This window comes from Pseudomonas taiwanensis DSM 21245, assembly GCF_000425785.1.
Classification (GTDB): Bacteria; Pseudomonadota; Gammaproteobacteria; order Pseudomonadales; family Pseudomonadaceae; genus Aquipseudomonas; species Aquipseudomonas taiwanensis.
The window spans coordinates 37,516-59,082 of record NZ_AUEC01000011.1 but is presented as its reverse complement, the minus strand read 5'-3'; the positions used below and the strand labels follow the sequence as shown (position 1 = coordinate 59,082).

16 protein-coding genes and 1 pseudogene are annotated in these 21,567 nt (G+C 63.2%); 11 read left to right on the top strand and 6 right to left on the bottom strand.

Translation table 11 applies throughout. The annotated features are described in order from the left end of the window. Positions 1-7: 7 nt before the first annotated feature. Positions 8-4,885, bottom strand: coding sequence for an NEL-type E3 ubiquitin ligase domain-containing protein (locus H620_RS0103070; protein WP_023380870.1), 4,878 nt, complete (start codon positions 4,883-4,885; stop codon positions 8-10). A gap of 231 nt (positions 4,886-5,116) precedes the next feature. On the opposite strand from H620_RS0103070, the gene H620_RS0103065 reads away from it, so the two are divergent. From H620_RS0103065 to H620_RS0103055, 3 genes are all read left to right on the top strand, one after another. Then, on the top strand, positions 5,117-6,043 hold the full coding sequence (locus tag H620_RS0103065; RefSeq protein WP_023380869.1) for an alpha/beta fold hydrolase: 927 nt from the start codon (positions 5,117-5,119) through the stop codon (positions 6,041-6,043). A gap of 76 nt (positions 6,044-6,119) precedes the next feature. Beyond that, positions 6,120-6,533: a VOC family protein gene (locus H620_RS0103060; RefSeq protein WP_023380868.1), complete on the top strand. Its 414-nt coding sequence runs from the start codon at positions 6,120-6,122 to the stop codon at positions 6,531-6,533. A gap of 218 nt (positions 6,534-6,751) precedes the next feature. Then, the gene (locus H620_RS0103055) at positions 6,752-8,431 is read left to right on the top strand and encodes an MFS transporter (RefSeq protein WP_023380867.1); all 1,680 of its coding nucleotides are present in this window, start codon (positions 6,752-6,754) and stop codon (positions 8,429-8,431) included. A gap of 86 nt (positions 8,432-8,517) precedes the next feature. Here the strand turns inward: H620_RS0103055 and H620_RS0103050 are convergent, their stop codons facing one another. After that, a complete protein-coding gene (locus tag H620_RS0103050) occupies positions 8,518-9,087 on the bottom strand; it encodes a hypothetical protein (protein ID WP_023380866.1) in 570 nt (189 codons plus the stop codon). A 142-nt stretch (positions 9,088-9,229) separates the two neighbouring features. Between H620_RS0103050 and H620_RS0103045 the strand changes: the two genes are divergently transcribed. Genes H620_RS0103045 through H620_RS0103015 form a run of 7 tightly spaced genes read left to right on the top strand, consistent with a single transcriptional unit; the run spans position 9,230 to position 15,510 of the window. Continuing rightward, positions 9,230-9,907, top strand: coding sequence for a thermostable hemolysin (locus H620_RS0103045; RefSeq protein ID WP_023380865.1), 678 nt, complete (start codon positions 9,230-9,232; stop codon positions 9,905-9,907). Continuing rightward, positions 9,897-11,357, top strand: a complete 1,461-nt coding sequence (locus H620_RS0103040) for an AMP-binding protein (RefSeq protein WP_027906695.1) — start codon at positions 9,897-9,899, stop codon at positions 11,355-11,357. The genes H620_RS0103045 and H620_RS0103040 overlap by 11 nt, the downstream gene beginning before the upstream one ends. Before the next feature lie 12 nt (positions 11,358-11,369). After that, complete coding sequence (locus H620_RS0103035) at positions 11,370-12,050, top strand: iron-containing redox enzyme family protein (protein ID WP_023380863.1); 681 nt, start codon at positions 11,370-11,372, stop codon at positions 12,048-12,050. Beyond that, a complete protein-coding gene (locus H620_RS0103030) occupies positions 12,037-12,843 on the top strand; it encodes an SDR family oxidoreductase (protein WP_027906694.1) in 807 nt (268 codons plus the stop codon). Before H620_RS0103035 ends, H620_RS0103030 begins: the two co-directional genes overlap by 14 nt. Further along, positions 12,840-13,481, top strand: a complete 642-nt coding sequence (locus tag H620_RS0103025; RefSeq protein ID WP_023380861.1) for a tetratricopeptide repeat protein — start codon at positions 12,840-12,842, stop codon at positions 13,479-13,481. Before H620_RS0103030 ends, H620_RS0103025 begins: the two co-directional genes overlap by 4 nt. Positions 13,482-13,483: 2 nt before the next feature. Next, complete coding sequence (locus H620_RS0103020; protein ID WP_023380860.1) at positions 13,484-14,146, top strand: response regulator; 663 nt, start codon at positions 13,484-13,486, stop codon at positions 14,144-14,146. Then, positions 14,143-15,510, top strand: a complete 1,368-nt coding sequence (locus H620_RS0103015) for an ATP-binding protein (RefSeq protein ID WP_027906693.1) — start codon at positions 14,143-14,145, stop codon at positions 15,508-15,510. The genes H620_RS0103020 and H620_RS0103015 overlap by 4 nt, the downstream gene beginning before the upstream one ends. Before the next feature lie 6 nt (positions 15,511-15,516). Here H620_RS0103015 and H620_RS0103010 read toward each other — a convergent pair whose 3' ends face one another. From H620_RS0103010 to H620_RS26200, 4 genes and pseudogenes are all read right to left on the bottom strand, one after another. Then, complete coding sequence (locus tag H620_RS0103010; protein WP_023380858.1) at positions 15,517-15,903, bottom strand: VOC family protein; 387 nt, start codon at positions 15,901-15,903, stop codon at positions 15,517-15,519. A gap of 171 nt (positions 15,904-16,074) precedes the next feature. Next, positions 16,075-17,346, bottom strand: coding sequence for a carbohydrate porin (locus tag H620_RS0103005; RefSeq protein WP_023380857.1), 1,272 nt, complete (start codon positions 17,344-17,346; stop codon positions 16,075-16,077). 111 nt (positions 17,347-17,457) lie between these two features. Beyond that, entirely contained in the window at positions 17,458-19,875 is a 2,418-nt protein-coding gene (locus H620_RS0103000) for a glucose/quinate/shikimate family membrane-bound PQQ-dependent dehydrogenase (protein WP_027906692.1), read from the bottom strand. Positions 19,876-20,174: 299 nt separating this feature from the next. Continuing rightward, positions 20,175-20,528 (bottom strand): annotated as a pseudogene (locus H620_RS26200) (cupin domain-containing protein). 117 nt (positions 20,529-20,645) lie between these two features. Between H620_RS26200 and H620_RS0102990 the strand changes: the two are divergent. Next, positions 20,646-21,545, top strand: coding sequence for a LysR family transcriptional regulator (locus tag H620_RS0102990; RefSeq protein WP_027906690.1), 900 nt, complete (start codon positions 20,646-20,648; stop codon positions 21,543-21,545). The last annotated feature ends 22 nt before the right edge of the window (positions 21,546-21,567 follow it).

Sequence of the window (21,567 nt, the reverse complement as noted above, 5' to 3'; positions counted from 1 at the left end):
GCGCGACCTAGCCGCCGAGGGTTGCCACCTGGTGGGTGAGGCTGAGCAACAGGCCATGTTCGACCTGCTGTTGCTCGGCGTTCAGGGCATCCATGGCTTGCTTGAACTGCCCGTCGTTGAGCTGCACGCGGCGCAGATGGTGCTGTTCGTCCAGGGGACTGGCCGGCATGACTTTCGCCAGAGCGGTGGTGACCGAGGTATCTAGGCGCGTGACAGGCTCATTGCTTCGATCCAGGCAGTAGAACAGGTAGTCATGGCCTGATCGCCAGAAATCGGTGAGCAGGATGAACTGCTCGGCATAGCGGGTCTTAATGTGCATGACCCAACCTGGTTGCTCGATCAACCAGCGCTCCCGAGCCTGGTGGTCACGATCGAGCCGTTCCACCTCGGCAGCCACTTTGTCGATGATGCCTTGGGTGATTCTGGCGGTGTCACGGTACAGCATGCCCCGGCTCGGCTCGGGGAAGTCCAGGCGCGCGGCCAGCGATTGACGCAAGGCCAGTCGTACCTCGATATCGTCGACCAGGCCGGTTTGCAGGTACAGATCCGGATAGGCCAAAGGCTCGTCCAGCTCATCGTATGGCGGCAAGTCTTCGTCAAAGACATCATCTTGCAGGGCCTGCTTGCGTAGCGTTCTTCGCAGACTGATGCGGTCGGCCAGTTCATTGACTCTGCTGCGCCGGAACAACCGGTGGTAAAGGTGCAGCAGCGTTTGCGAGCGATCACCGAGCCGACCCGCCGTCTCGTGGGCCAGCACCTCGATCTCCAGAGCGCTGAAAGCATCGGCACCGGCATCCCCACAGGTGGGTGGGTAGTCCTGGGCGACTTGTTCAAGGCGCTCTCGTAGCCCGGTGTCCTGTCCGGCTTTCTCGAGCATGGCCCACACGCGCGTCGCAACGCCTTGTGCGTCCTGGCGAGCTTCTGCCGATTGCGCCAAACGCTCCAAAGCGTTGAGCAGATGGCGGTTCCCGCCGTGTTCGAACAGGTCGCTCCAGAGTCGTTGCTGGTGACTGCTGGCCTGGTCACGCCATATCCCCCGATCCCCTTGTCGTGGCGTACGCTCGGTCACGTTGACACCACCGTTCGCCAGGCGAGTACGCGTTGGGCCTTCGAGCGGGTTGAAATTGAACAGCCAGCTGCGTCCTTCGACACGGGCGGCAACATCGCGGGCGAAGGGTGTCTGTAACACGTCGGACAGATCGGGGACTGTACCGATGCGATTGTGGGAAAGGTCCAGGATGCGCAGTTGGTACTGCGGCTGGCGCATTAGGGTGGACAGCCCGTTGGGCCATTGGCTGAGGTCGCAGCGGTCCAGGTCGAGTTGCCTCAGCCGCGCCATGTAACGCAGGTCGGGGGCCAATTGCAGTGGATTGCCACTCAGTCGAAGCACCTTGAGATGCACCAGGTCCTGGAAGCGCGCCGCCAGTGCCGGGTTCAGCGTGATGTGGTTGTCCGACAGGCCCAGGGCCTCCAGCGGTAATCCTGCCAGGCAATCCAGGCTGGCATCGTTGAGCTCCAGCAGGTTGCCATGCAGATTGAGCACACGCAGGTCACGCATGGCGCCCAGGGCCCGCAGCGCCGTGGGGGGCAGGGTGGTGAGGCGGTTTTCGCCCAGCGACAGCGCCTGTAATTTAGGGGTCGACCTCAGGGCGTCGAACAGTGACTCAGCGTCGATTCGCGGGTTGTCGATCACTTCAAGCTGCGAGAGGTTTGGGAAGCACGCCAGAAAGGCGCCTTCCAGTCGGGTCAACGTCAGACGCTCGAGGGTAAGGGCGCGGACCTGTGGGAAGCGTGCGCTGATTGCCGGCAGTTCGGTCAGTTCCAGGTCATCGAGTACCAGCACCGAGGCGTCGGGCTCGCCTTCTTGGCGCCATGCACGCATGAGCCGTTCGCTGCATTGCCGGCGTTGGTCACGCAGGGGCGACTGCTCGACGGCCTGATGCCAGCGGTTCAGTGCGCTCAGCAAGGTGCGCTGTTCTTCTTCGAGTCGTTGGATTGCGCTGCCCAAGTCACCGGCTTGGGACAGTTGCGCTTGCAGCGCGCTGAGCTGCTCGGCATTGAGCGTTGGGTAGAGGGCCCGGAGTCGTCCGGTGGCGACGCTCGTGGAGGCGCCTCGGCCACTGAGCGGGTAGCCCAGACGGCCGTTGGCCAGGCGCAAGGGTGATCGCACGCTCGGCCGGATGGGCTGTTGGCCGAGCAGGGCAGCGCAATGCCCTCGGTCGGCGGTGGCGTGGCCGAACAGCTCGGTGGCCGTTGCGCCGGGGTGTTCGGCCAGCAACGCCTGTTTCAACAAATGGCTGTCGGCATTGGCCAGCGAGGGCCGATACAAGCCCAGGAGTGCCTGATCGAGCCGTGCATGGGCTTGCAGCAACCGTGCTTCTTCGGCAATGCGCAAGGGCATCCGCCCCGATGCAAGTCGTTGCCGCTCGCCGTGCCCGATGTGTCTGAGTATCTCCTCCAGCGCGCTGTCCGGTAGCCCAGGAAACTGCCGTGCCAGTGTTTGCTCGGCAGGGCTACGCAATTTGCCCTGGCTGTGCCGCAAGCTGTCGAAAATGTCCTGGCGCTTGCTGTCCAGGCGATCGGCCAGTCGTTGGTCCAGGGTGCTGGCACGCTGCGCGGAAGGCGTATCGCCCAGCAGGGATTGCCGCTGTTGCTCACCCATCTGGGCCAGCACGGTCTGGCTCAAATGGCCGCTTTCCAGGTCCGAGCGAGTGATCTCGATTTCCACCTGGCCAAGCATCGGTGGCGCGCCGTAGCGCACCGAATCGCCCCAAGGCTCCGGGCCGTCGTACACCTTCAGCACATGATCCAGGGGCCATTGGGGCATGTTCAGCAGTTCTGGCAGTGCGTAGTTCTTGTAGGCGGCCAGGCGTTGGCCATGGCGTACGCTGCCGACGATGTGCTCTACCTGGTTGTCCAGGCGCAGGCGAAGCAAGGTTTCGCGCAGCAGTGCCGGAGGCTGCAGCCCGGTAGCCTGGGTGCGCCGCAGGACCGTGCTGTCGATGCCGGTAGTACGCAGGGCGGCGGCCAGTTCGGCATCGTCGAGCCCGGCGCTGAACTGGCCCAGGCGGCGCAGCAACTGGGCTGGCTCCCATTCCACCGGTCGTTCGAAAGCCAGTTGCCAACGACCGTCACCGTGGTGGTGCAGACGAGGGGCATAAGCATTGGGGTCGTGGGGATGGCGAACACGCCACTGCTGTTCGGCGTCCTGGAAGATTTCGAACATCGCGCCATCGTGCATCCAGTAGATCTTACCCTCGACCCGGTAATAGCCTGACGCGTCCATCACTGCACCCTCCGGCAAGACTGTGGAGCTGGCATAACGGGCCATTTGCGGGTGCCACAGCAATGCTTGCCCGTCATGCCAGACGCGTTGCAAGGCATCGACGAAGCCAGAGGCCTGCACCAGCCGCGTACCTACCGCAAAACCCGCCGTTACCGCCGCATTGATGGCCAGTGCGGTCAATTGCCCCAACGCTTGGGCAGTATCGCCTTCCTCCCAGGCGTGGAACCCGGTGAACACCGAATCCATGATTTGATAGGCGAACACGCCCGCCATGACCGTATTCAGGCCGGGGACGAAAAAGGCGGCGACATTGAGAAGGCTCACGCCCGTCTCGGCCCAATGGGCCAGACGTTCCTGGCGGGCCTTGGCGTCGACATCGGCGGTTGGGACGGCGATGGCCCTGGCATCTGCTTTCATCCGCGAGACATTGGCCGCGTAGAGCGCCGACCAGAGCCCGCCATTGACTCGCGAAGGGGTGAACCGCAGATCGATCTCTCGGCGCGGGTGGACGAGGCCGTCACGCGGTTCGAACAGTGCCTGCTCAAGCAAGCGGTTCAGCTCCGCCTGTCTGTCCTGGTAGGCGCAATTGATCAACAGGCGGCGGAACGTGCTCTGCAGCAGCCTGTGGCTGAGATGCCGTCCAGCCTCCTGGCGTGAGCTGAACTCCCTGACCGGGTGTTCGCTGTCATTCGGCATGTAGACGATGCATGGATTGTTCTGGTCGGGTTGGTCTGGCCCGATCAGCAGGAGGTCGTGGAGGGGAATGTCGAACAGGCTCAGGCGCCAGCAGTGCAGGTCGTGTTGTCCATAGGTTGGCCGAGCTGCGTTTTCGGCCAGCTGGTTCAGGCCGCGGAGGCCGCGTTGGCTAAGCAGTCCCTGAAGGGCCGCGACCTGCGCCCGCACCCGTAATGAATGGCGCAGGGTGTCGAGGGTCAGTCGCTCGATTTCAGCCTTCCGCGGGCCGTCATAGTACGACTGAAGATGGGCCTGGTACTGTCGACCCAGGTCCAGCTCCCGGCAATGCCTGACGAAGCTCGCCATCGATAGCCCTTGCAGTGGGCTGTCATCGTCTGGCGCGTTGATCAGTGTGCTGTAGGCGCCGACTTCATCCAGGCCTTCGAAGTTGTGCAGGGCCGCCTCGAACAGGCTGCGCGACTGCGACGCGCCGACAGGTCGGGTGGCCAGGATGTCCACTTCCCGCTCCGGTACCAGCGGTATCTCCGGGTTGGGAACGCCTGGCCAGTTGCTGCTGGCGGGTTCGAAGGGTTGGAACACATAGTGGGCCTTGTCCACGGCCACAGCGATGTTCAGTCGGCGGGTCAGCAACGGTTTGCAGAATTCGGTGATCCCTTGGAACCCGCGCAGGCTCTTTTGCAGGGCTCGTTGGTGGGTGTTGCGCGCTTCGATGAGTGAGCGCAGTCGCTGGCGATCATCATCCGAGGCGGTGCTGTACCAACTGAAGGGGGCGCCGTCATCGGCGAGGTAGTCGGCACGCAATTGCTCGACGATGTACTGGGTATGCGTTGGATGCAACATCGTGACCCATTCGGGCAGGGCGCGGCTGATAGATGCCTGGTGGAGCGGGGGTGTGCTGTACATGGCGAGAGCCTCTGGTCTTCAGAGGCGATAGTCGACCTTCGTTTCGCGGTCAGGATGCGGTAGATACTTGCCCGCAAGGGTCGGTCTCGCGCATGTATGGGTCGGTACGAGGGCAGCGTTGCCGGGGCTTCTGGAGGATGGTGTGGCTATACACGGTGTCACCGGGTAGGCATGACGACGGTGGCGAATTCCGTCTGGCCATGGCGCCAGGTTTAGCCAGGGAGTAGTTGCATGCGTTCGCTATGCGGTCCGAAGGATCATCTGCTTGACCTCGAAGGCATTGAAATTGCCGTGCGCACGTGGGGGCCTGAAGATGGGATCCCGGTATTGGCCCTGCACGGCTGGTTGGACAACGCGGCTTCGTTCGAACGGCTCGGGCCGTTGCTCGACGGTTGTTTCGTGGTGGCCCCGGACATGGTTGGCCACGGGCGCTCCGACCATCGACGCCATGACAGCGGCTACTACCTGTGGGAGCATGCCGAGGACATGCTGGCGGTGACCGACAGCCTGGGCCTGTCGCAGTTTCATGTGTTGGCCCATGGCATGGGCACCGGGGTCGCATCGCTGCTTGGTGCTATGACCAGTGGCATCGCCAGCATGATCTTCCTCGACGGCATGGGAGCCCCGTTCACGGTTGCCGAGCATGACCGCGTGCAGCACCTGGCGCGCGCCTATCGGCTCAAGCGCATGGTCCAGCGCAGCCAGTTGCAAGGCTTCGGCGAGCCTGACACACAGCGTTTCGACACCATCGAGATGGCCTTGGCGCAACGGCGCAAGCGCCTGGACGGTGAATTGTCCGAAGAGGCCACGCGACTGTTGGCCCTGCGCGACTTGCTGCAACTGGGCGATGGCTACTGCTGGCGCCACGACCCACGGCTGGTGCTGCCCGAACCCATGCCGCTGACCGAGGGCGAAGCCTGCGACCTGCTTCGGCAAATCCGTTGTCCGCTGTATCTGATGTTCGGTCGCCAGGGGGCGTTCACCGGTGAAGGGTTCGAGCAACGCAAGGCGGCCTTGCCTGAACATGCCCGCGTTTCCTGGCATCCGGGTGGCCACCATTTTCACCTGGAAGCACCTGATCGCGCGCTGGTCGACCAGATACTGCGCATCCTGGCCCGCCACGAGGGGAGCTTGCTGCAACGACGGGTCAATGAGTGACGGTTATGGCGACGGTGTCAGGTCCTGAGCTATGGTGACAGGCAATGATTGCCTGGATGCCATAGGGAGGCTCGGCATGCGACCTTTCGCCATCGCCCATATCGACCATCTGGTCTTGAGGGTCACGGACCTTGCGCGCAGCGTTGCGTTCTACCGCGATGTATTGGGCTGTCGGGTCAGTCGCGAGCGGGAGGATCTGGGCATGGTCCACTTGGCGACCGGTTCGGCGATGATCGATCTGGTCACCCTCGATGGTCCACTGGGTAAACCGGGCGGTGCGGGTCCCGGGTCGCAAGGGCGCAACCTGCATCACTTCTGCCTGCGCATCGAGCCTTTCGATGAGCAGGCGCTGACCGCCTACCTGCTGGAGCAGGGAATCCGTGTCGAACCTGCCGAACGACGCTACGGTGCCGAAGGGGAAGGGTTGTCGCTGTACTGTTATGATCCCGACGGTAATCAGGTCGAGTTGAAGGGGCCAGTGCAGGACTGAACCCCAGGGCGAGGAACGCGGAGCCCTCGGCGCTCACTGGCGATGCTGGCCAGTGGATATCCTGGAAAAGCCGATTATGCTTCTACTGTCCTTGCTGCGATCCGAGGCGGCTTGCCTCGTCGTGCTTCGCGCAACCAATGCAAGCCCCAGGGCCTGGGTGCGACGCTGAAATGGGTGTGAGGTACTCCGGCCTTAGAACAACAAGACGGAGGCAACCCATGGCGGTACTCGATAGCGCAACCACGGGCAATAGCGCACCCCAACGCGGCATCACCCGAGAGGAGCGAAAAGTCATTTTCGCGTCATCCCTGGGTACGGTGTTCGAATGGTACGACTTCTACCTCTATGGCTCATTGGCGGCCATCATCGCCAAGCACTTCTTCGCAGGCGTCAATGAAACCACCGCGTTCATCTTCGCCTTGCTGGCCTTCGCCGCAGGCTTTGCCGTGCGGCCGTTCGGCGCCATCGTGTTCGGTCGCCTGGGCGACATGATCGGGCGCAAGTACACCTTCCTCATCACCATTGTCATCATGGGCTTGTCCACCGCGGTGGTGGGTATCCTGCCCAGCTATGCGACCATCGGGGTTGCGGCGCCGATCATTCTGATTAGCCTGCGCCTGTTGCAAGGCCTGGCTCTGGGAGGCGAGTACGGCGGCGCGGCGACCTACGTGGCCGAACATGCACCCAAAGGGCGGCGAGGTTTCTTCACCGCCTGGATCCAGACCACCGCTACCTTGGGGCTGTTCCTGTCGCTGCTGGTGATACTGGCATGCCGCACCGCGATGGGGACCGAGGCATTCGAAGCCTGGGGCTGGCGCATTCCGTTCCTGCTGTCGATCCTGCTGCTGGCGATATCGGTGTACATCCGCATGCAGCTCAACGAATCGCCGGTGTTCATGAAGATGAAGGCCGAAGGCAAAGCGTCCAAGGCGCCACTGACCGAGTCCTTCGCCCGTTGGGACAACCTGAAGGTGGTGATCATGTCGTTGCTTGGCGGGACCGCCGGCCAGGCCGTGGTGTGGTACACCGGGCAGTTCTATGCGCTGTTCTTCCTGCTGCAGACGCTCAAAATCGACCCGCAGACCGCCAACCTGTTGATTGCGGGTTCGTTGCTGATCGGCACGCCGTTTTTCATCGTCTTCGGCAGCCTCTCCGACCGCATCGGACGCAAGAAGATCATCATGGCGGGGTGCATCATCGCGGCGTTGACTTACTTCCCGATCTTCAAGGCACTGACCGAGTACGGCAACCCGGACGTGTTCGTCGCCCAGGAGCAGAACCCTGTTGTGGTGGTGGCCGATCCTGACCAATGCGCCTTCCAGTTCGACCCGGTCGGCAAGGCCAAATTCACCAGTTCCTGCGACATCGCCAAAAGCCTGCTGGCCAAGCGTGCGATCCCCTATGGGAACGAAAAGGCCGAGCCGGGTAGCGTCGCGCAGATCCGTATCGGCGAGCGGGTGATTCCGAGCTTCGATGGCAGTGGCCTCGCGGCCGCTGACTTCAAGTCCCAGAGCGATGCCTTCACCGCTACCTTGGCGGGCGCTCTGAAGGATGCCGGTTATCCGGAAAAGGCCGACCCGGCGAAGATCCATTACCCCATGGTGTTGCTGCTGCTGACGATTCTGGTGATCTACGTGACCATGGTCTACGGGCCGATAGCCGCCTGGCTGGTGGAGCTGTTCCCAGCGCGTATCCGCTACACCTCGATGTCGTTGCCATACCACATCGGTAATGGCTGGTTCGGTGGCTTCCTGCCGACGGTGGCATTCGCCATGGTGGCGGCGACCGGCGATATCTACTATGGGTTGTGGTATCCGATCGTGATTGCGGTGATGACCGCGGTGCTGGGGATCTTCTTCTTGCCGGAGACCAAGGATCGGGATATCCATCACAGTTGAGGCTTCATTGGCCCTTTCGCGGGCAGGCTCGTTCCCACGCAGCCAGGAACGGGCTTACCCGCCCAAGGGCCGCTGCAGGTGCTTGCTCAATCGAAGTACCCGCGCAGGGTGAAGGCGTAGCCGATATCCACCTGCGCGGCCTCACCCCGGCTCCAGCGCTTGTTCAACACGAACTCGAATGCCGGCTCGTACAACCCTTCGCGCACCACGGCACCCGCCAGCACCTCCACGTCATACCAGCCGTTATCGAGCTCGATGATCGGCCGCCCGGGCTCCTGGTAACGTGCCAGTAGGTCGCCCAAGGTCTTGGGGGTGAAGTGTTGCAGGATGCGCCAGGTGAACAGCATCAGCGCGCGGTTCTCAACCCGCAACACATAGCCGGAGCGTTGATGCTTGAGGCGGCTGCCGGGTTGGCGCAGCGCGGGCGGGTCGCCGTCGAGGGTGAAAAGGATGCGGTAGGGCAGGTTGTCGACGCCGGCCAAAGGCAGCACGACCCCCTCGCGCACGGCCTGGTCGCCGCTGTCGCCATGGGTGAACTCGTAGGCCAGATCGTCTGGCAGGCCATGGGCCTGCTTGTAGCTTTCGAGCAACTGGATATCGCCGACCAGAAAGTAGTCGACCCAGTCAGTGAGCACTTCGCTGAATTCGTGGCGCATCGCTGTTCCTTGTTGTAATACGCGGTGAGCAAGGGCAACTGTAGCGGACGCCTTGCAGACTGTGAACGCAGGACAGCCACTTCAGACTGGCTTCAGATTTCTCCGGGATACTGCGCCGAACGCATGAACCCAGGGGGATACCATGACCCAGAACGATTGCGGCGCGATGTTTCCATTGGCCATAGGCGTGCATCCCGAGCGCCAGGCCCATCTGCTGCTGCATGGCGTGTCCGACCCAGGACGCGCCGAACTGGAACAGTTCATCCATGCCCGCTTCCAGTCCATTCACCACGCCGACGTCCATCACTATCTGCCTGAGCTACTGGGGCTGTACGACAGTCACCATCGTCTGATCGCCGCGGCGGGCATTCGCCCGGCCATCAGCGGTCCGCTATTTCTCGAACGCTATCTCGATGAGCCACTGGAGGCTTGCGTATCGCGCCTGGCCGCCGGCACGGTGCAGCGCTCGGAACTGGTGGAGGTCGGGAACCTGGCCGCACTCAGTGCGGGCAGCGCGCGGATCATGATCATTGCCGTGACCTGGTTGCTGGCCGAACGTGGTTTGCAGTGGGTGGCCTTCACAGGGGCGACGACCTTGGTCAACAGCTTCCATCGACTTGGCCTGGTGCCAACGGCACTGGCCCCGGCGGACCCGGAGCGCCTGCACGGCGAGGCAGCGAGCTGGGGGCATTACTACGCCCAGCATCCGCAAGTGTTCGTCGGACGCATCGGTGGTGGCTACACGGCGCTCGCCCAGAGTGGGGTATTCGAGCGGTTTGGCTTGCCGGTATCTGTACAGGAGGCCGGTCATGCCGCATGAACTGCAAGCGTTTCAGCAGATCCTGCACCGGCATGCACGTAGCCGTGGCGCGCAACCCGCCGTGCAAGGCAGCAGCGGCGCGTTTACCTATGACCAGCTGCTGGCCGAAGTGCAATGGCGGCAGGACTGGTTGGCCGGGCAACCTCGCGGTACCTTCGTGCTGGCCCTGGAGAATGGCCCCGAGGCCTTGTTCTGGGACCTGGCGGCACTGTTCGGCGATCGCCCGTGCGTGATCCTGCCGACGTTCTTCAGCCATGCCCAGCGCAGGCACTGCCTGGAGCAGAGCGGCGCGGTACTGGCGGTGGCCGATGAGGGCTTCGCCGAGGACCTGCGCCAATGCGGCTTCAACCCGCGTGAACAATACTGGACGCGTGAAGCCACAGTCGCCCAGCCGTTGCCCCTCGGCACCGCGAAGATCACTTACACCTCCGGCAGCACGGGGGCGCCCAAAGGTGTGTGCCTCAGCGCCGACAGCCTGTTACGGGTCGCCAGTGAGCTGGAGGCCGCCAGCCGCGCTGCGGCACCGGGCAAGTACCTGGCAGTGCTGCCTTTGGCCGTTCTACTGGAGAACCTGGGCCTGTACGCCGCCTTACTGGCAGGTGCCAGTGTAATGCTGTACCCGCAGCAGCAGTTGGGCATGGGTGGCGCCAGTCAGGTCGACTTCAAGCGTCTGCTGGGCTGCATCGCGTTGTCCGGAGCCGAAAGCCTGATTCTGGTTCCACAGCTGTTGCTGGGTCTGGTCACGGCCATCGAGCGGGGCCTGATGCGTGTGGGGCCCTTGCGCTTTGTCGCGGTGGGCGGTGCGCGAGTGGCTTCCAGCCTGCTGCAGCGAGCCGAGGCCGTCGGGCTTCCGGTGTTCGAGGGCTACGGGTTGTCCGAATGCGCATCGGTGGTATGCCTCAATCGTCCTGGCGAGCAGCGCCTGGGCAGTGTCGGGCGGCCCTTGCCCCATGTGCAGGTACGTATCGCCGAGGACGGCGAGGTACTGGTCTGTGGCTCGGCCCTGCTGGGTTACCTGGGGGAGCCTGGGTTCGACGGCGCCTGGTGGCCCACGGGGGACATCGGGCACTTCGACCCGGACGGTTTCCTGTACCTCGATGGGCGCAAGAAGCACCAGTTCACCACCAGTTTCGGACGCAACGTGAACCCTGAATGGGTGGAGGCCGAGTTGACGCAAGGGGGCGTGATCGCGCAGGCGTTCGTGCACGGCGAGCACCTGCCCCACAACCTGGCGTTGCTCTGGCCGCTGGACCCGTCAGCGTCCGATGAAGCGATCGAGCAAGCGGTGCGTCAGGCCAACGCCGGGCTGCCGGACTATGCCCAGGTGCATGCCTGGAGGCGTTTGCCCGAGTCACTGAGTGTTGCCCAGCAGACCCTCACGGCCAATGGCCGCCCGCGGCGTGAACACATTCTGCAGCGCTACGAGTCGCTGCTAACTGAAATTCAATGAAAGAGGTCCATCATGTCATTCTTTGCAACCTTGCAAGCGGAAACCGCCGAGGAACGTACGGCGTTGTTCAATGTGCCTGTGATCAAGGACGCGCTTGACGGCAAGGCCAGCCTTGAGTCCTACAGGGCCTTCCTCGGCCAGGCGTATCACCATGTCCGGCATACCGTGCCACTGATGATGGCCTGCGGGGCGAGACTGCCTGAGCGGCTGGAGTGGCTACGCGGTGCGGTGTGCGAGTACATCGAAGAAGAATATGGCCACGAACACTGGATTCTCAATGACATCGCTGCCTGCGGTGGCGAGCCGCAACAGGTACGCGATGCGCGGCCGGCGCTACCCATCGAGCTGATGGTGGCGTTTCTCTATGACCAGGTCGCCCGTGGCAACCCCGTGGCGCTGTTCGGAATGGTCAATGTACTGGAAGGCACCAGCATTGCCTTGGCCACTCAGGCTGCCGGTTCCCTGAAGCAAGGCCTCGGCCTGCCGGACACCGCATTCAGCTACCTCAGCTCCCACGGCGCGCTGGATCAGGACCACATGGCCACGTATCGCAAGCTGATGGATCGCCTCGACAGTCCCGAGGACCAGCAGGCTGTAGTCCACGCAGCGAAAGTGGTGTACCGGCTGTACACCGCGATGTTCGAAGGGTTGCCACGCGCCAACCGGGGCGAGGTGCGCCATGCGGCTGTCTGACTGCGTGGTGGTGCTGACTGGCGCGAGCGGCGGCATTGGCCTTGAGTTGGCGGATCAACTCTGCGCGGCGGGGGCGCGGGTGTTGGCGGTCAGCCGCCACCTGGGCAAGCTGAGCAGCCTGATGAATCGCTACCCGCAGCAATTGCGCTGGCAGGCGGCTGATCTGTGCAGCGCCGAAGGCCGCGGCGAGGTGTTGGCAGCGGCGCGGGCCATGGGCGGTTTCAATGTGTTGATCAACGCGGCGGGCGTTAACCGTTTCGCCTTGATCGAACAGCTCGACGAAGCCGCGCTCGACGAACTGTTCGACCTGAACATCAAAGCCGCAGTGAAGCTCACCCGCATCTGCCTGCCACTGCTGCGCGAACAGCCTGCGGCATTGGTGGTGAACGTAGGCTCGACCTATGGCTCGATCGGTTACCCAGGCTACGCCACCTACTGTGCCAGCAAGTTTGCCCTGCGTGGTTTCTCCGAAGCCTTGCGGCGCGAACTGGCCGACACCACGGTAAGCGTGCTGTATGCCGCCCCTAGGGCCACCCGTACGGCAATGAACAGTAGTGCAGCGACGGCCTTGAACCAGGCTTTGAAGGTGGGCATGGACGACCCGCAAAATGTTGCCCGCGCCGTGCTGGCGGCGGTGCAATCGGACCGCAACGAGCTGTACCTGGGGTGGCCAGAGAAATTATTCGTCCGTCTGAACGGCATGCTACCGGGCGTGGTCGACCGCGCGCTGCGCAAGCAACTGCCGCTGATTCGCCGCTACAGCACCTCGCACAGCAAGGAGTCGAGCAAATGAAACCCCTGATACTGGCCAGTCTGCTGGTCATCGCGCCTTTCACCTGGGCCTTGGATCAAGCCGGCACGCAGCAGCTCGGTGCCATCCAGCAGCGCTGGGCCGAGGTTCGCTACCGTGTACCCGAGGCGCAGCAGGCTGCCGCGTTCGAGGCCCTGGCCGGGCAATCGGCGGCCCTGGTTCACCAGCACCCAGGTTCAGCCGAGCCGTTGATCTGGGACGGAATCGTCAACAGCAGTTGGGCGGGTGCCACCGGCGGGATAGGGGCATTGGGCAAGGTCAAGGCGGCACGGGCCAGCCTGGAAAAGGCCTTGGCCATGGACCCCAAGGCCCTGCAAGGCTCCGCTTACACAAGCTTGGGGGCGCTGTATGATCAGGTGCCGGGGTGGCCATTGAGTTTTGGCGACCATGACAAGGCCGAAGCGATGTTGCGTCAAGCCCTGGCGATCAACCCTGATGGCATCGACAGCAACTACTTCTGGGCTGACCACTTGTATCGGCAGAACCGCTACGATGAGGCCCGCGCCGCACTGCAGAAGGCCTTGCAAGCGCCCGCCCGGCCCGGCCGCGAATTGGCCGACCAGGGCCGGCGAGGGGAAATCGATGCTTTACTCAAGGCAATCAAGGACAAGCAGGATTAAGCATGCGTCTACTGCTGGTTGAAGATGATGCAGCGTTAGGAGAGGGGATCTGTGACGGCCTGCGCCAGGAAGGGTATACCCTCGACTGGCTGCAGGATGGCGCCAGTGCGCTGCACGCCCTGGTGCACGAGGCTTTCGATTTGGTCATCCTGGACCTGGGGCTGCCCCGGTTGGACGGTATCGAACTGCTCAGGCGCCTGCGCGCCAGCGGCAAGAACCTGCCAGTGCTGATACTCACCGCCAGGGATGCCACCGAAGATCGCATCAATGGCCTGGATGCCGGTGCCGACGACTACCTGGTCAAACCCTTCGACCTGAACGAGCTCAAGGCCCGGTTGCGGGCCCTGCTGCGCCGCAGTGCCGGTCGTGCGCAACTGGTCATCGAACATGCCGGGGTGCGTCTGGACCCTGCGACCCAGCAGGTGTATTACTTGGACCAGCCGGTGGTGCTGACACCCAAGGAGTATCGCTTGCTGCACGAACTGCTCGCGCAACCGGGCAAGGTCTTCACCCGTGAGCGCCTGACCCAGTTGTTGTATGGGTGGGATGAGGAGCCTGAAAGCAACACCCTGGAGGTGAACATCTACCAGCTGCGCAAGAAGCTGTTCAATGGCTTGATCCGAACCGTGCGAGGTATTGGCTACCTGGTGGAAGGCCATCGATGAGTTCATTGCGCCAGCGCACGTTGTGGCGCGTCATGCTGTCGTTGCTGGTCGGGAGCGGAGCGCTTGCGCTGTACAACTACCACGACAGTCGACACGAAATTAACGAGGTCTATGACGCCCACCTGGCGCAGAACGCGCGGCTGTTGCAAGGGATCATGAGCCTGCCGGTGCAGGAACAGAGCCGCGATGCCCTCTACCGTGCCTTCAACGAGGCGCTGAGCAAGGCGGGGCACCACAGGGTGGGCCACCCTTATGAAAGCAAGCTGGCATTCCAGGTCTGGTCCGATGATGGCAGTTTGCTGGTGCACACGCCCAGCGCACCGCGTATCGAGCCAGCCCCGCGCACGCCGGGGTTTGCCGATATCGTCGTGGCCGAGCAGCGCTGGCGCAGTTTCATGCTGCCGGTACCCGAAAAGCGCTGGGTGATCTGGGTCGGCGAGCGCAACGATGTTCGCTATGACCTGATCGACCGCATCGTGCGCCACACGTTGATGCCGTTCCTGCTCGGCAGCCTGGTGCTGGCACTGTTGGTCTGGGCGGCGATTGGCTGGGGGCTGAAGCCGTTGCAGAACATGGCCACGGTCATACGCGCGCGCCACGCCGAATCCCTCGAGCCCTTGCAGCTGGTACCGCTACCGGCTGAGCTCGAGCCCATGCAGGCCGCGATCAACCGGTTGCTCGCGCAGATCGACGAAATGCTCCGACGCGAGCACCGTTTCATCGCCGATGCCGCCCATGAGATGCGCACGCCGTTGGCAATTCTGCGCCTGCATGCGCAGAACGCGCTTGCTGCTGCCAGCGAGGCGGAGCGACAAAAGGCGCTGACCTACCTGATTGGTGGTGTCGACCGCCTTGCCCGGGTGGTCAACCAACTGCTGACCCTGGCGCGGCTAGAGCCACAACTGGGCCCGCGTGACTGGCAGCCGGTCGATCTGGCTGAGGTGGTCACCGATACCCTGGCCGACCTGACCCCTTGGATGCTCGCACGAGGACTGGAGCCTTCCCTGGACATTGCCGAAGCTGACTACCGCGTCAGTGCCGATGCCGGTGCCCTGGGTATCGCCATCCAGAACCTTGTGACCAACGCTGCAGATCATTCGCCGGCGGGTGGACGGGTGAGTGTACGCCTGCGTCGCGAGGGCCAGACAGTGCGGCTGGATGTTGATGACGAAGGGCCTGGCATCGAGCCTGCGAACCTGAAGCGGGTCTTTGAGCGCTTCTACAGCAAGGATGCACCCAATGGCGCTGGGTTGGGGCTATCGATCGTCGCCGCCATCATGAGCCGCGTGGGCGGCAGCGTGCAGTTGGACAACCGGGCACCGCATGGCTTGCGTGCAACGCTGCGTCTACCGACGAAGTCGTGAATGCCTTCAGTGCTTCTGGGCGAGCTGGATCAGGTTGCCGCAAGTGTCATCGAACACCGCGGTGGTGACCGGCCCCATGACGGTAGGCGGCTGGGTGAACCTCACGCCAGCTTTGCACAGGCGGGCGTACTCGGCCTGGATATCGCGCACCCGAAAGGTCGTGAAGGGAATACCCTCCTGCTTGAGCGCTGACTTGTAGGTCTTTGCTGCAGGGTGTACATCCGGTTCGAGCAGCAGTTCGACCCCGTCAGGGTCATTGGGTGAGGTGAGGGTCAGCCAGCGATGCTGGCCCATGGGCAGGTCATGCTTGGGTTCGAAGCCGAGCACGTAATGGTAGAAGGAAAGGGCCTTGGCCTGGTCGTCTACGAGGATGCTGGTGACTACGATCTTCATGGGCGCCCACCGTTTCCAAAGCTCGTTATCCTCTAGTAAAGCTGCTCTGCATCGTTTGGCCAGCGTTATCCGAACTCGGCCTGAGCCTTGGGGGGACGGGCCGGCGGTTGCCCCCTTCCCTTGATGGAAAAGGGCGCGCAAACCACCGGCGCGTTCTAGCCTGAACCGCTATCAGAACGTGGCTTTGACCTGCAGGCCAACCACCAGTGCGTTGTCGATGTCCTTTCCGGAGAAGGCGCCTGGCTCGATGATGTATTGCACATCAGGTCGCAGGTTCAGCCATGGAGTGGCCTGGTAGCCGTAGCTCAGCTCGATCAGTTGTTCGGCGCTGTCGATATCGGGGAAGGCCTGGCCATTGTTCAGCGCAGTTTCTTCCAGCACGTCGCGGCTACGCGGGTTCGGCACGGCGCGACCGTAACCCAGGGCCAGGGTATCGCGAGGGCGCCCTTCGAACGGCTTGTACAGCACCACACCGGCGCCATACCACTTGGTGAATGGCGAGGCGGCCTTGCTCGATGCCGAATACTGGCCGAAGGCATGCAGGCTGCGGCCAGCCGATTGCGGATCGTTCCACACGGCTTGGTCGATCAGCAGGTAGTGACCACCACGGCCCGACACTTCGTCGTCGCTGCCAATGCGTTTTACATCGGAGCTGTCGTAGTAATAGCCCAGCTTGTACTCGCCCGGCAGCTCGCCTTGAAGCTTGTACACCAGCTCTACCGGAACCACGGTGCCGGTGGTGTGCTTCGGCCCCAGGTGCCAGGCGCGACTGGAGTTGCCATTGCTTTCGGGGTCGACATTGAACGCCGCGACGCGCAACTGCCAGGACGGCGAGAAGTCGTACTTCACACGCACGCCGAGGTGGGCGTTGGGATAGTTGGTCCAGCCGCTACCGCCCGACATGTTCAATGGGTGGCCGCAGAAACCGGCGTTCATGAAGTTGCACAGGATGCCGCTGTCCAGCCCGCCCAGGTCGTTGCCCATGGCCATGTAGCCGAGCTTGACGTTCAGCGCCGGGGTGAACAGGGTGCGCTCATAGCTCAGTTCGGTCAGGCGGGTGTAAAGGCCGCCGTAGTTTTCCTGGATCGGAAGACGGTTGCCCACCAGATCTTCCGAGGCGCTGTTGCCGCGACGGTCATTGATGGTCAGTTGGACTTTGCCGCCGTTATCCAGGCCATAGAGCTTGGACAGGTCAAACTGCACACCGAGCTTGAGGTTCTGCGAATAGCGCGCGGAGCGGTGCAGGCCGCCATGGGCGTTGTAGGCGGTTTCGCCGCTGTAGTCACCGGTGAATTTGATGCCGTCCTCTTCCAGCTGGTGACGCAGGCCGCCCCAGTCACCGGTCAGGGTGCTGCGGGTCATGAGGTCGCCATCGGCCAGGGCTGTGGTACTGGCCAGGGCCAGGAGTAGAGCAGTGGGGGTGTAGCGAAGAGCGGGGGACATTACGGGGTCTCGGATAGTCTTTCAGGGCCTCATCGCCAGCAAGCCGGCCACTACTGGGACCTTCGCGGGTCCTGTAGTGGCCGGCTTGCCGGTGATGACGGACGAAGCGGTTTACGGCAAGGCGTACGAAATGACGTAGTCGCCACGGTCGGTCGACTGACGGGCACCGCCGGCAGTGACGACCACATACTGCTTGCCGGTTTTCGGCGAGACATAGGTCATCGGGCCACCCTGGCTGCCTACGGGCAGGCGGGCTTTCCAGATCTCGTTACCGTTGCTGCTGTCGTAGGCGCGCAGGTAGAAGTCCTGGGTGCCGGCGATGAACACCAGGCCACCTTGGGTCGACAGGGTGCCGCCAAGGGTCGGCAGGCCGATCTTGATTGGCAGGTGCATACGAATGCCGAGCGGGCCAGTGTCTTCGACGGTGCCGACCGGAACCTGCCAGGCAACCTGACGGGTTTTCATGTCGATGGCGGTCAGGGTGCCAAAAGGCGGTGCCTGGCATGGAATGCCGGCTACCGACAGGAAGCGGTTCTTGTTCACCGCGTAAGGCGTGCCCTTGAGAGGTACCGCGCCCATGCCGGTGTTCAATGCTTCACCACCACCTGCGGCCTGACCCTTGTTCTGCGATGGGATCATCTGGATCCACAGGCCCAGGCGCATGTCGTTGACGAAGATGAAACCGTGTACCGGATCGGTAGAGATGCTGCCCCAGTTCATGCCACCCAGCGAACCCGGGAAGCTCAGCGACAGGTCGGTACCCGGCGCGGTGTACAGGCCGTCGTAGCGCATTTTCTTGAAGTCGATGCGGCACAGCAGCTGGTCGAACGGCGTGGCACCCCACATGTCCGATTCGGTCAGGGTCTGCGCGCCGATCTGCGGCATACCCACCGATTTCGGTTGCGTCGGGGAGTACGGCTCGTTAGGGATATTGCCCGGCTTGACCGGTACTTCGTCAACCTGGGTCAGCGGCTTGCCGGTGGCGCGGTCGAGTACATAGATCTGCCCAGCCTTGGTGCCGATCACCACCGCAGGAACGGATTTGCCGTCGTCCTTGGTGAAGTCGATCAGGCTCGGCTGCATTGGCAGGTCGAAGTCCCACAGGTCATTGTGTACGGTCTGGAACACCCACTTCTGGTTGCCGGTGGTGGCGTCGAGGGCCAGCACCGACGCGCCGTAGGTGTGGTCCAGCTTGCTGCGCTCGACACCGTAGATGTCGGTGGACGAGGAACCCATCGGCAGGAACACGGTGTTCATCGCCGGATCGTACGACATGGGTGCCCAGCTGTTGGGGGTGCTTCGCACGTAGGTATTGTCACCTGTCGGTGCGTTGCGATCTTCCGGATTGCCTGGGTCGAACGCCCAGCGCATGGCCCCGGTGATGACGTCGAAGCCACGGATCACGCCGCCTGGCATGTCGGTCTGGACGTTATCGGCAACGCGGCCGCCGACCACGACGGTGGTACCGGCCATCAGCGGCGCGGACGAAAGCTGGTAGTAGGAGTCAGGGACGTTGCCCAGGCCAGCCTTGAGGTCGACCTGGCCATTGTTGCCGAAGCCCTGGCAAAACTCACCATTGTCGGCGTCGACGGCAATCAGGCGACCGTCGATGGTGTTGGTCAGCAGGCGACGCTGGCAGTTGGCGCCGGCTGGCACGCTGGCCTGGGTGATTGGCGAGCTGTTTGGCTGGGTCGGCTGTGCGATCGGCGCGGTGGCGTCGAAGTAGGCCATGCCACGGCAACGCTGCCAGACTTTGGACTGGGCGTTGATCTCGTTCTTCCACAGCTCTTTGCCGGTGTCGGCGTCAAGGGCGATCAGGTTGTTGTGCGGCGTGCAGATGAACACCTTGCTGCCGATCTGCAGGGGGGTCAGCTGGTCCTCGGCCCCGTTGCCGTCGCTGAGGGCGACGTCACCGGTGCGGTAGGTCCAGGCCACCTGCAGCTTGTCGACGTTGGCGCGGTTGATCTGGTCCAGCGCGGCGAAGCGGCTGCCACCTTCGGTGTTGCCGTAGTGGGCCCAGTCTTTCTGTGCTTTTTCCGGCGCCACTGGGGTCAGGCCAGGGCCTTTACCGGTGGGGGCGACACTGGGGTGGGCAACGAACATGTTGCCGACGGCGATGGCCAGCACCACAGCCAATACGCCCGCGATGCCATAAGCGCCACGGCCGGCGCTGGCACCGTTGGCGCGGGCCAGCATTGGGTACACCAATGCCACCACCAAGCCAATCGCGGCAAACATGAACAGGCGCGAGAACAGCGGCCAGAACTGCAAGCCGGCATCGACCAGCGCCCAGATCACGGTACCGACCAGGAACAGGGCGTACAGCCAGGCACCGGCGACCTTGCGGCGTGCGATGAGGACGCCGGCGATGGCCATGGCCAGGCCGCCGATCAGGAAGTACCAGGAACCGCCCAGGCCAGCGAGCTTGATGCCGCCAGCAGCCAGGAGAAGGCCAAGCAGGGCGACGATTACGCCCAAGCCGACCAGAATGAGGGTTGTGGCGCCAGAGGCGCGCGGGGTTTCTTTCATGCCAGAGATCTCAGCAGGTGGAATGCGGCGGAGTTTAAGCCCTTAGCAAGCTAATTAACAAGTTAGTACAAAATTTTCTGAGGCTGATTGTCGCAGGGTTGAACTTGCCATGGAGTGGCTAAAAGTCTAGATCAGGCCGGTAAATGTGCACGGGGTGTGCCGTTCGTGTTCATTTGTCGATGTGACGCAGTAGACTTTCGTCGTAATGCGCCACCCAGGGGCAGTCGGTAACGCTGCGCGGGCGCCGCCACCAGCGGGCAGCAGGCAGGCGTTCAGTCAGTGGGCGTGGGCAGGTCGGCTCAGCTATTTGGCCAGGGCAGGGAGGCGCTGTAGAACACCGCGAGCCAGATGGTGGAAGTTTGCTGGGAGGTCCACTCCACCCGATGGCGGCAGTGGGGAGGAATGTCGAGGCAGTCCCCCGGCTTGAGCAGGCGGGTATGGTCTTCGTGCTCCAGACGCAGCCCGGCTGCGCCGCTGAGCAGCACGACCCATTCGCCTTCGGCCTGGTCTTACCAGAAGCCGGGTGGGCTGGCCTGGCCGGTGGAGACGATACGTTCTATGCGCAGGCCGGGGCGCTTGAGCAACGCGTCGACCAGTTCGACGTCGCTCGGGCAACGGGACGGAAGTGCGTCGAATACATTCGCAAGGGGCATTTGGGATCTCGCTCTACGGGGGGTGTTTCCACTATGAACGGGAGGAGTCATCAGTGCGCTTCTTGACCTGCCACACCGATTGTAGGACCGTTCCGAGATTTCAACGGCGGGAAAGATATGGACAAGCTCTTGGCGATGAAGATGTTCGTGGCCACCGTCGATGCACAGGGTTTTTCAGCCGCTGCCCGCTCCCAGGGTGTGGCTCCGTCCTCGGTCACCCGGCTGGTCGATGCCCTGGAAGGCGCCCTGGGGGCCACGTTGCTCAATCGCTCCACCCGCCAAGTCAGCCTGACCGAGGCGGGGGCCCGCTACTATGAGCGCTCACGGGCGATTCTCGAGGCGTTGGCAGAGGCTGACGCCAGTGTGGCCGACCGAGGCGAGGAGCCGGTAGGGGTGTTGCGCCTGTGCTTGCCGGTGGAGTTCGGTCGCCGGGTGATCGCCCCGCATCTGGGGCCGTTCATGGCACAGCATCCGGCGCTGGAGTTGGACATCGACATGAGCGACCGTCTCGATGACCTGCTCGATGGCCGTTATGACCTGTCGATCCGCTTGGGCGACCCGGCGCCGGATGACGAACTGGTCTGCCGCCAGCTGGGCACTTTCGACCGCTGGCTGGTGGCCAGCCCGGCGTATCTGGCTGGGCGCGAGCCGTTACTCCACCCTCGGCAGCTGCTGGATCACGCCTGCCTGCGTTTTCGCTACGGACAAAAAGCGCGGCCCTGGCGTTTGCGCCAGGCAGAGCAGGCGTTGGAACTGGACGTCAGCGGGCCGTTGCGCAGCGCCAACGCCGATATGTTGCGCGAGGCTGCCCTTGCGGGCTGCGGCATCGCTCTGCTGGCCGACTGGCTGGTGCGCGAGGACGTGGCGGCTGGCCGGCTGCAGCGGATTTTCGGTGATTGGCAGGCAAGCCCAGGCGCGGCCAGTGACAGCATCAATGCGTTGTACCTGCCCAATCATCGTGGCTCGCGTCGGGTCAAGACATTCGTCAGCTTCTGCGAAGGCTTGCTCAAGCCCTGAGTCGAGGCTTTCAAAGGATGGC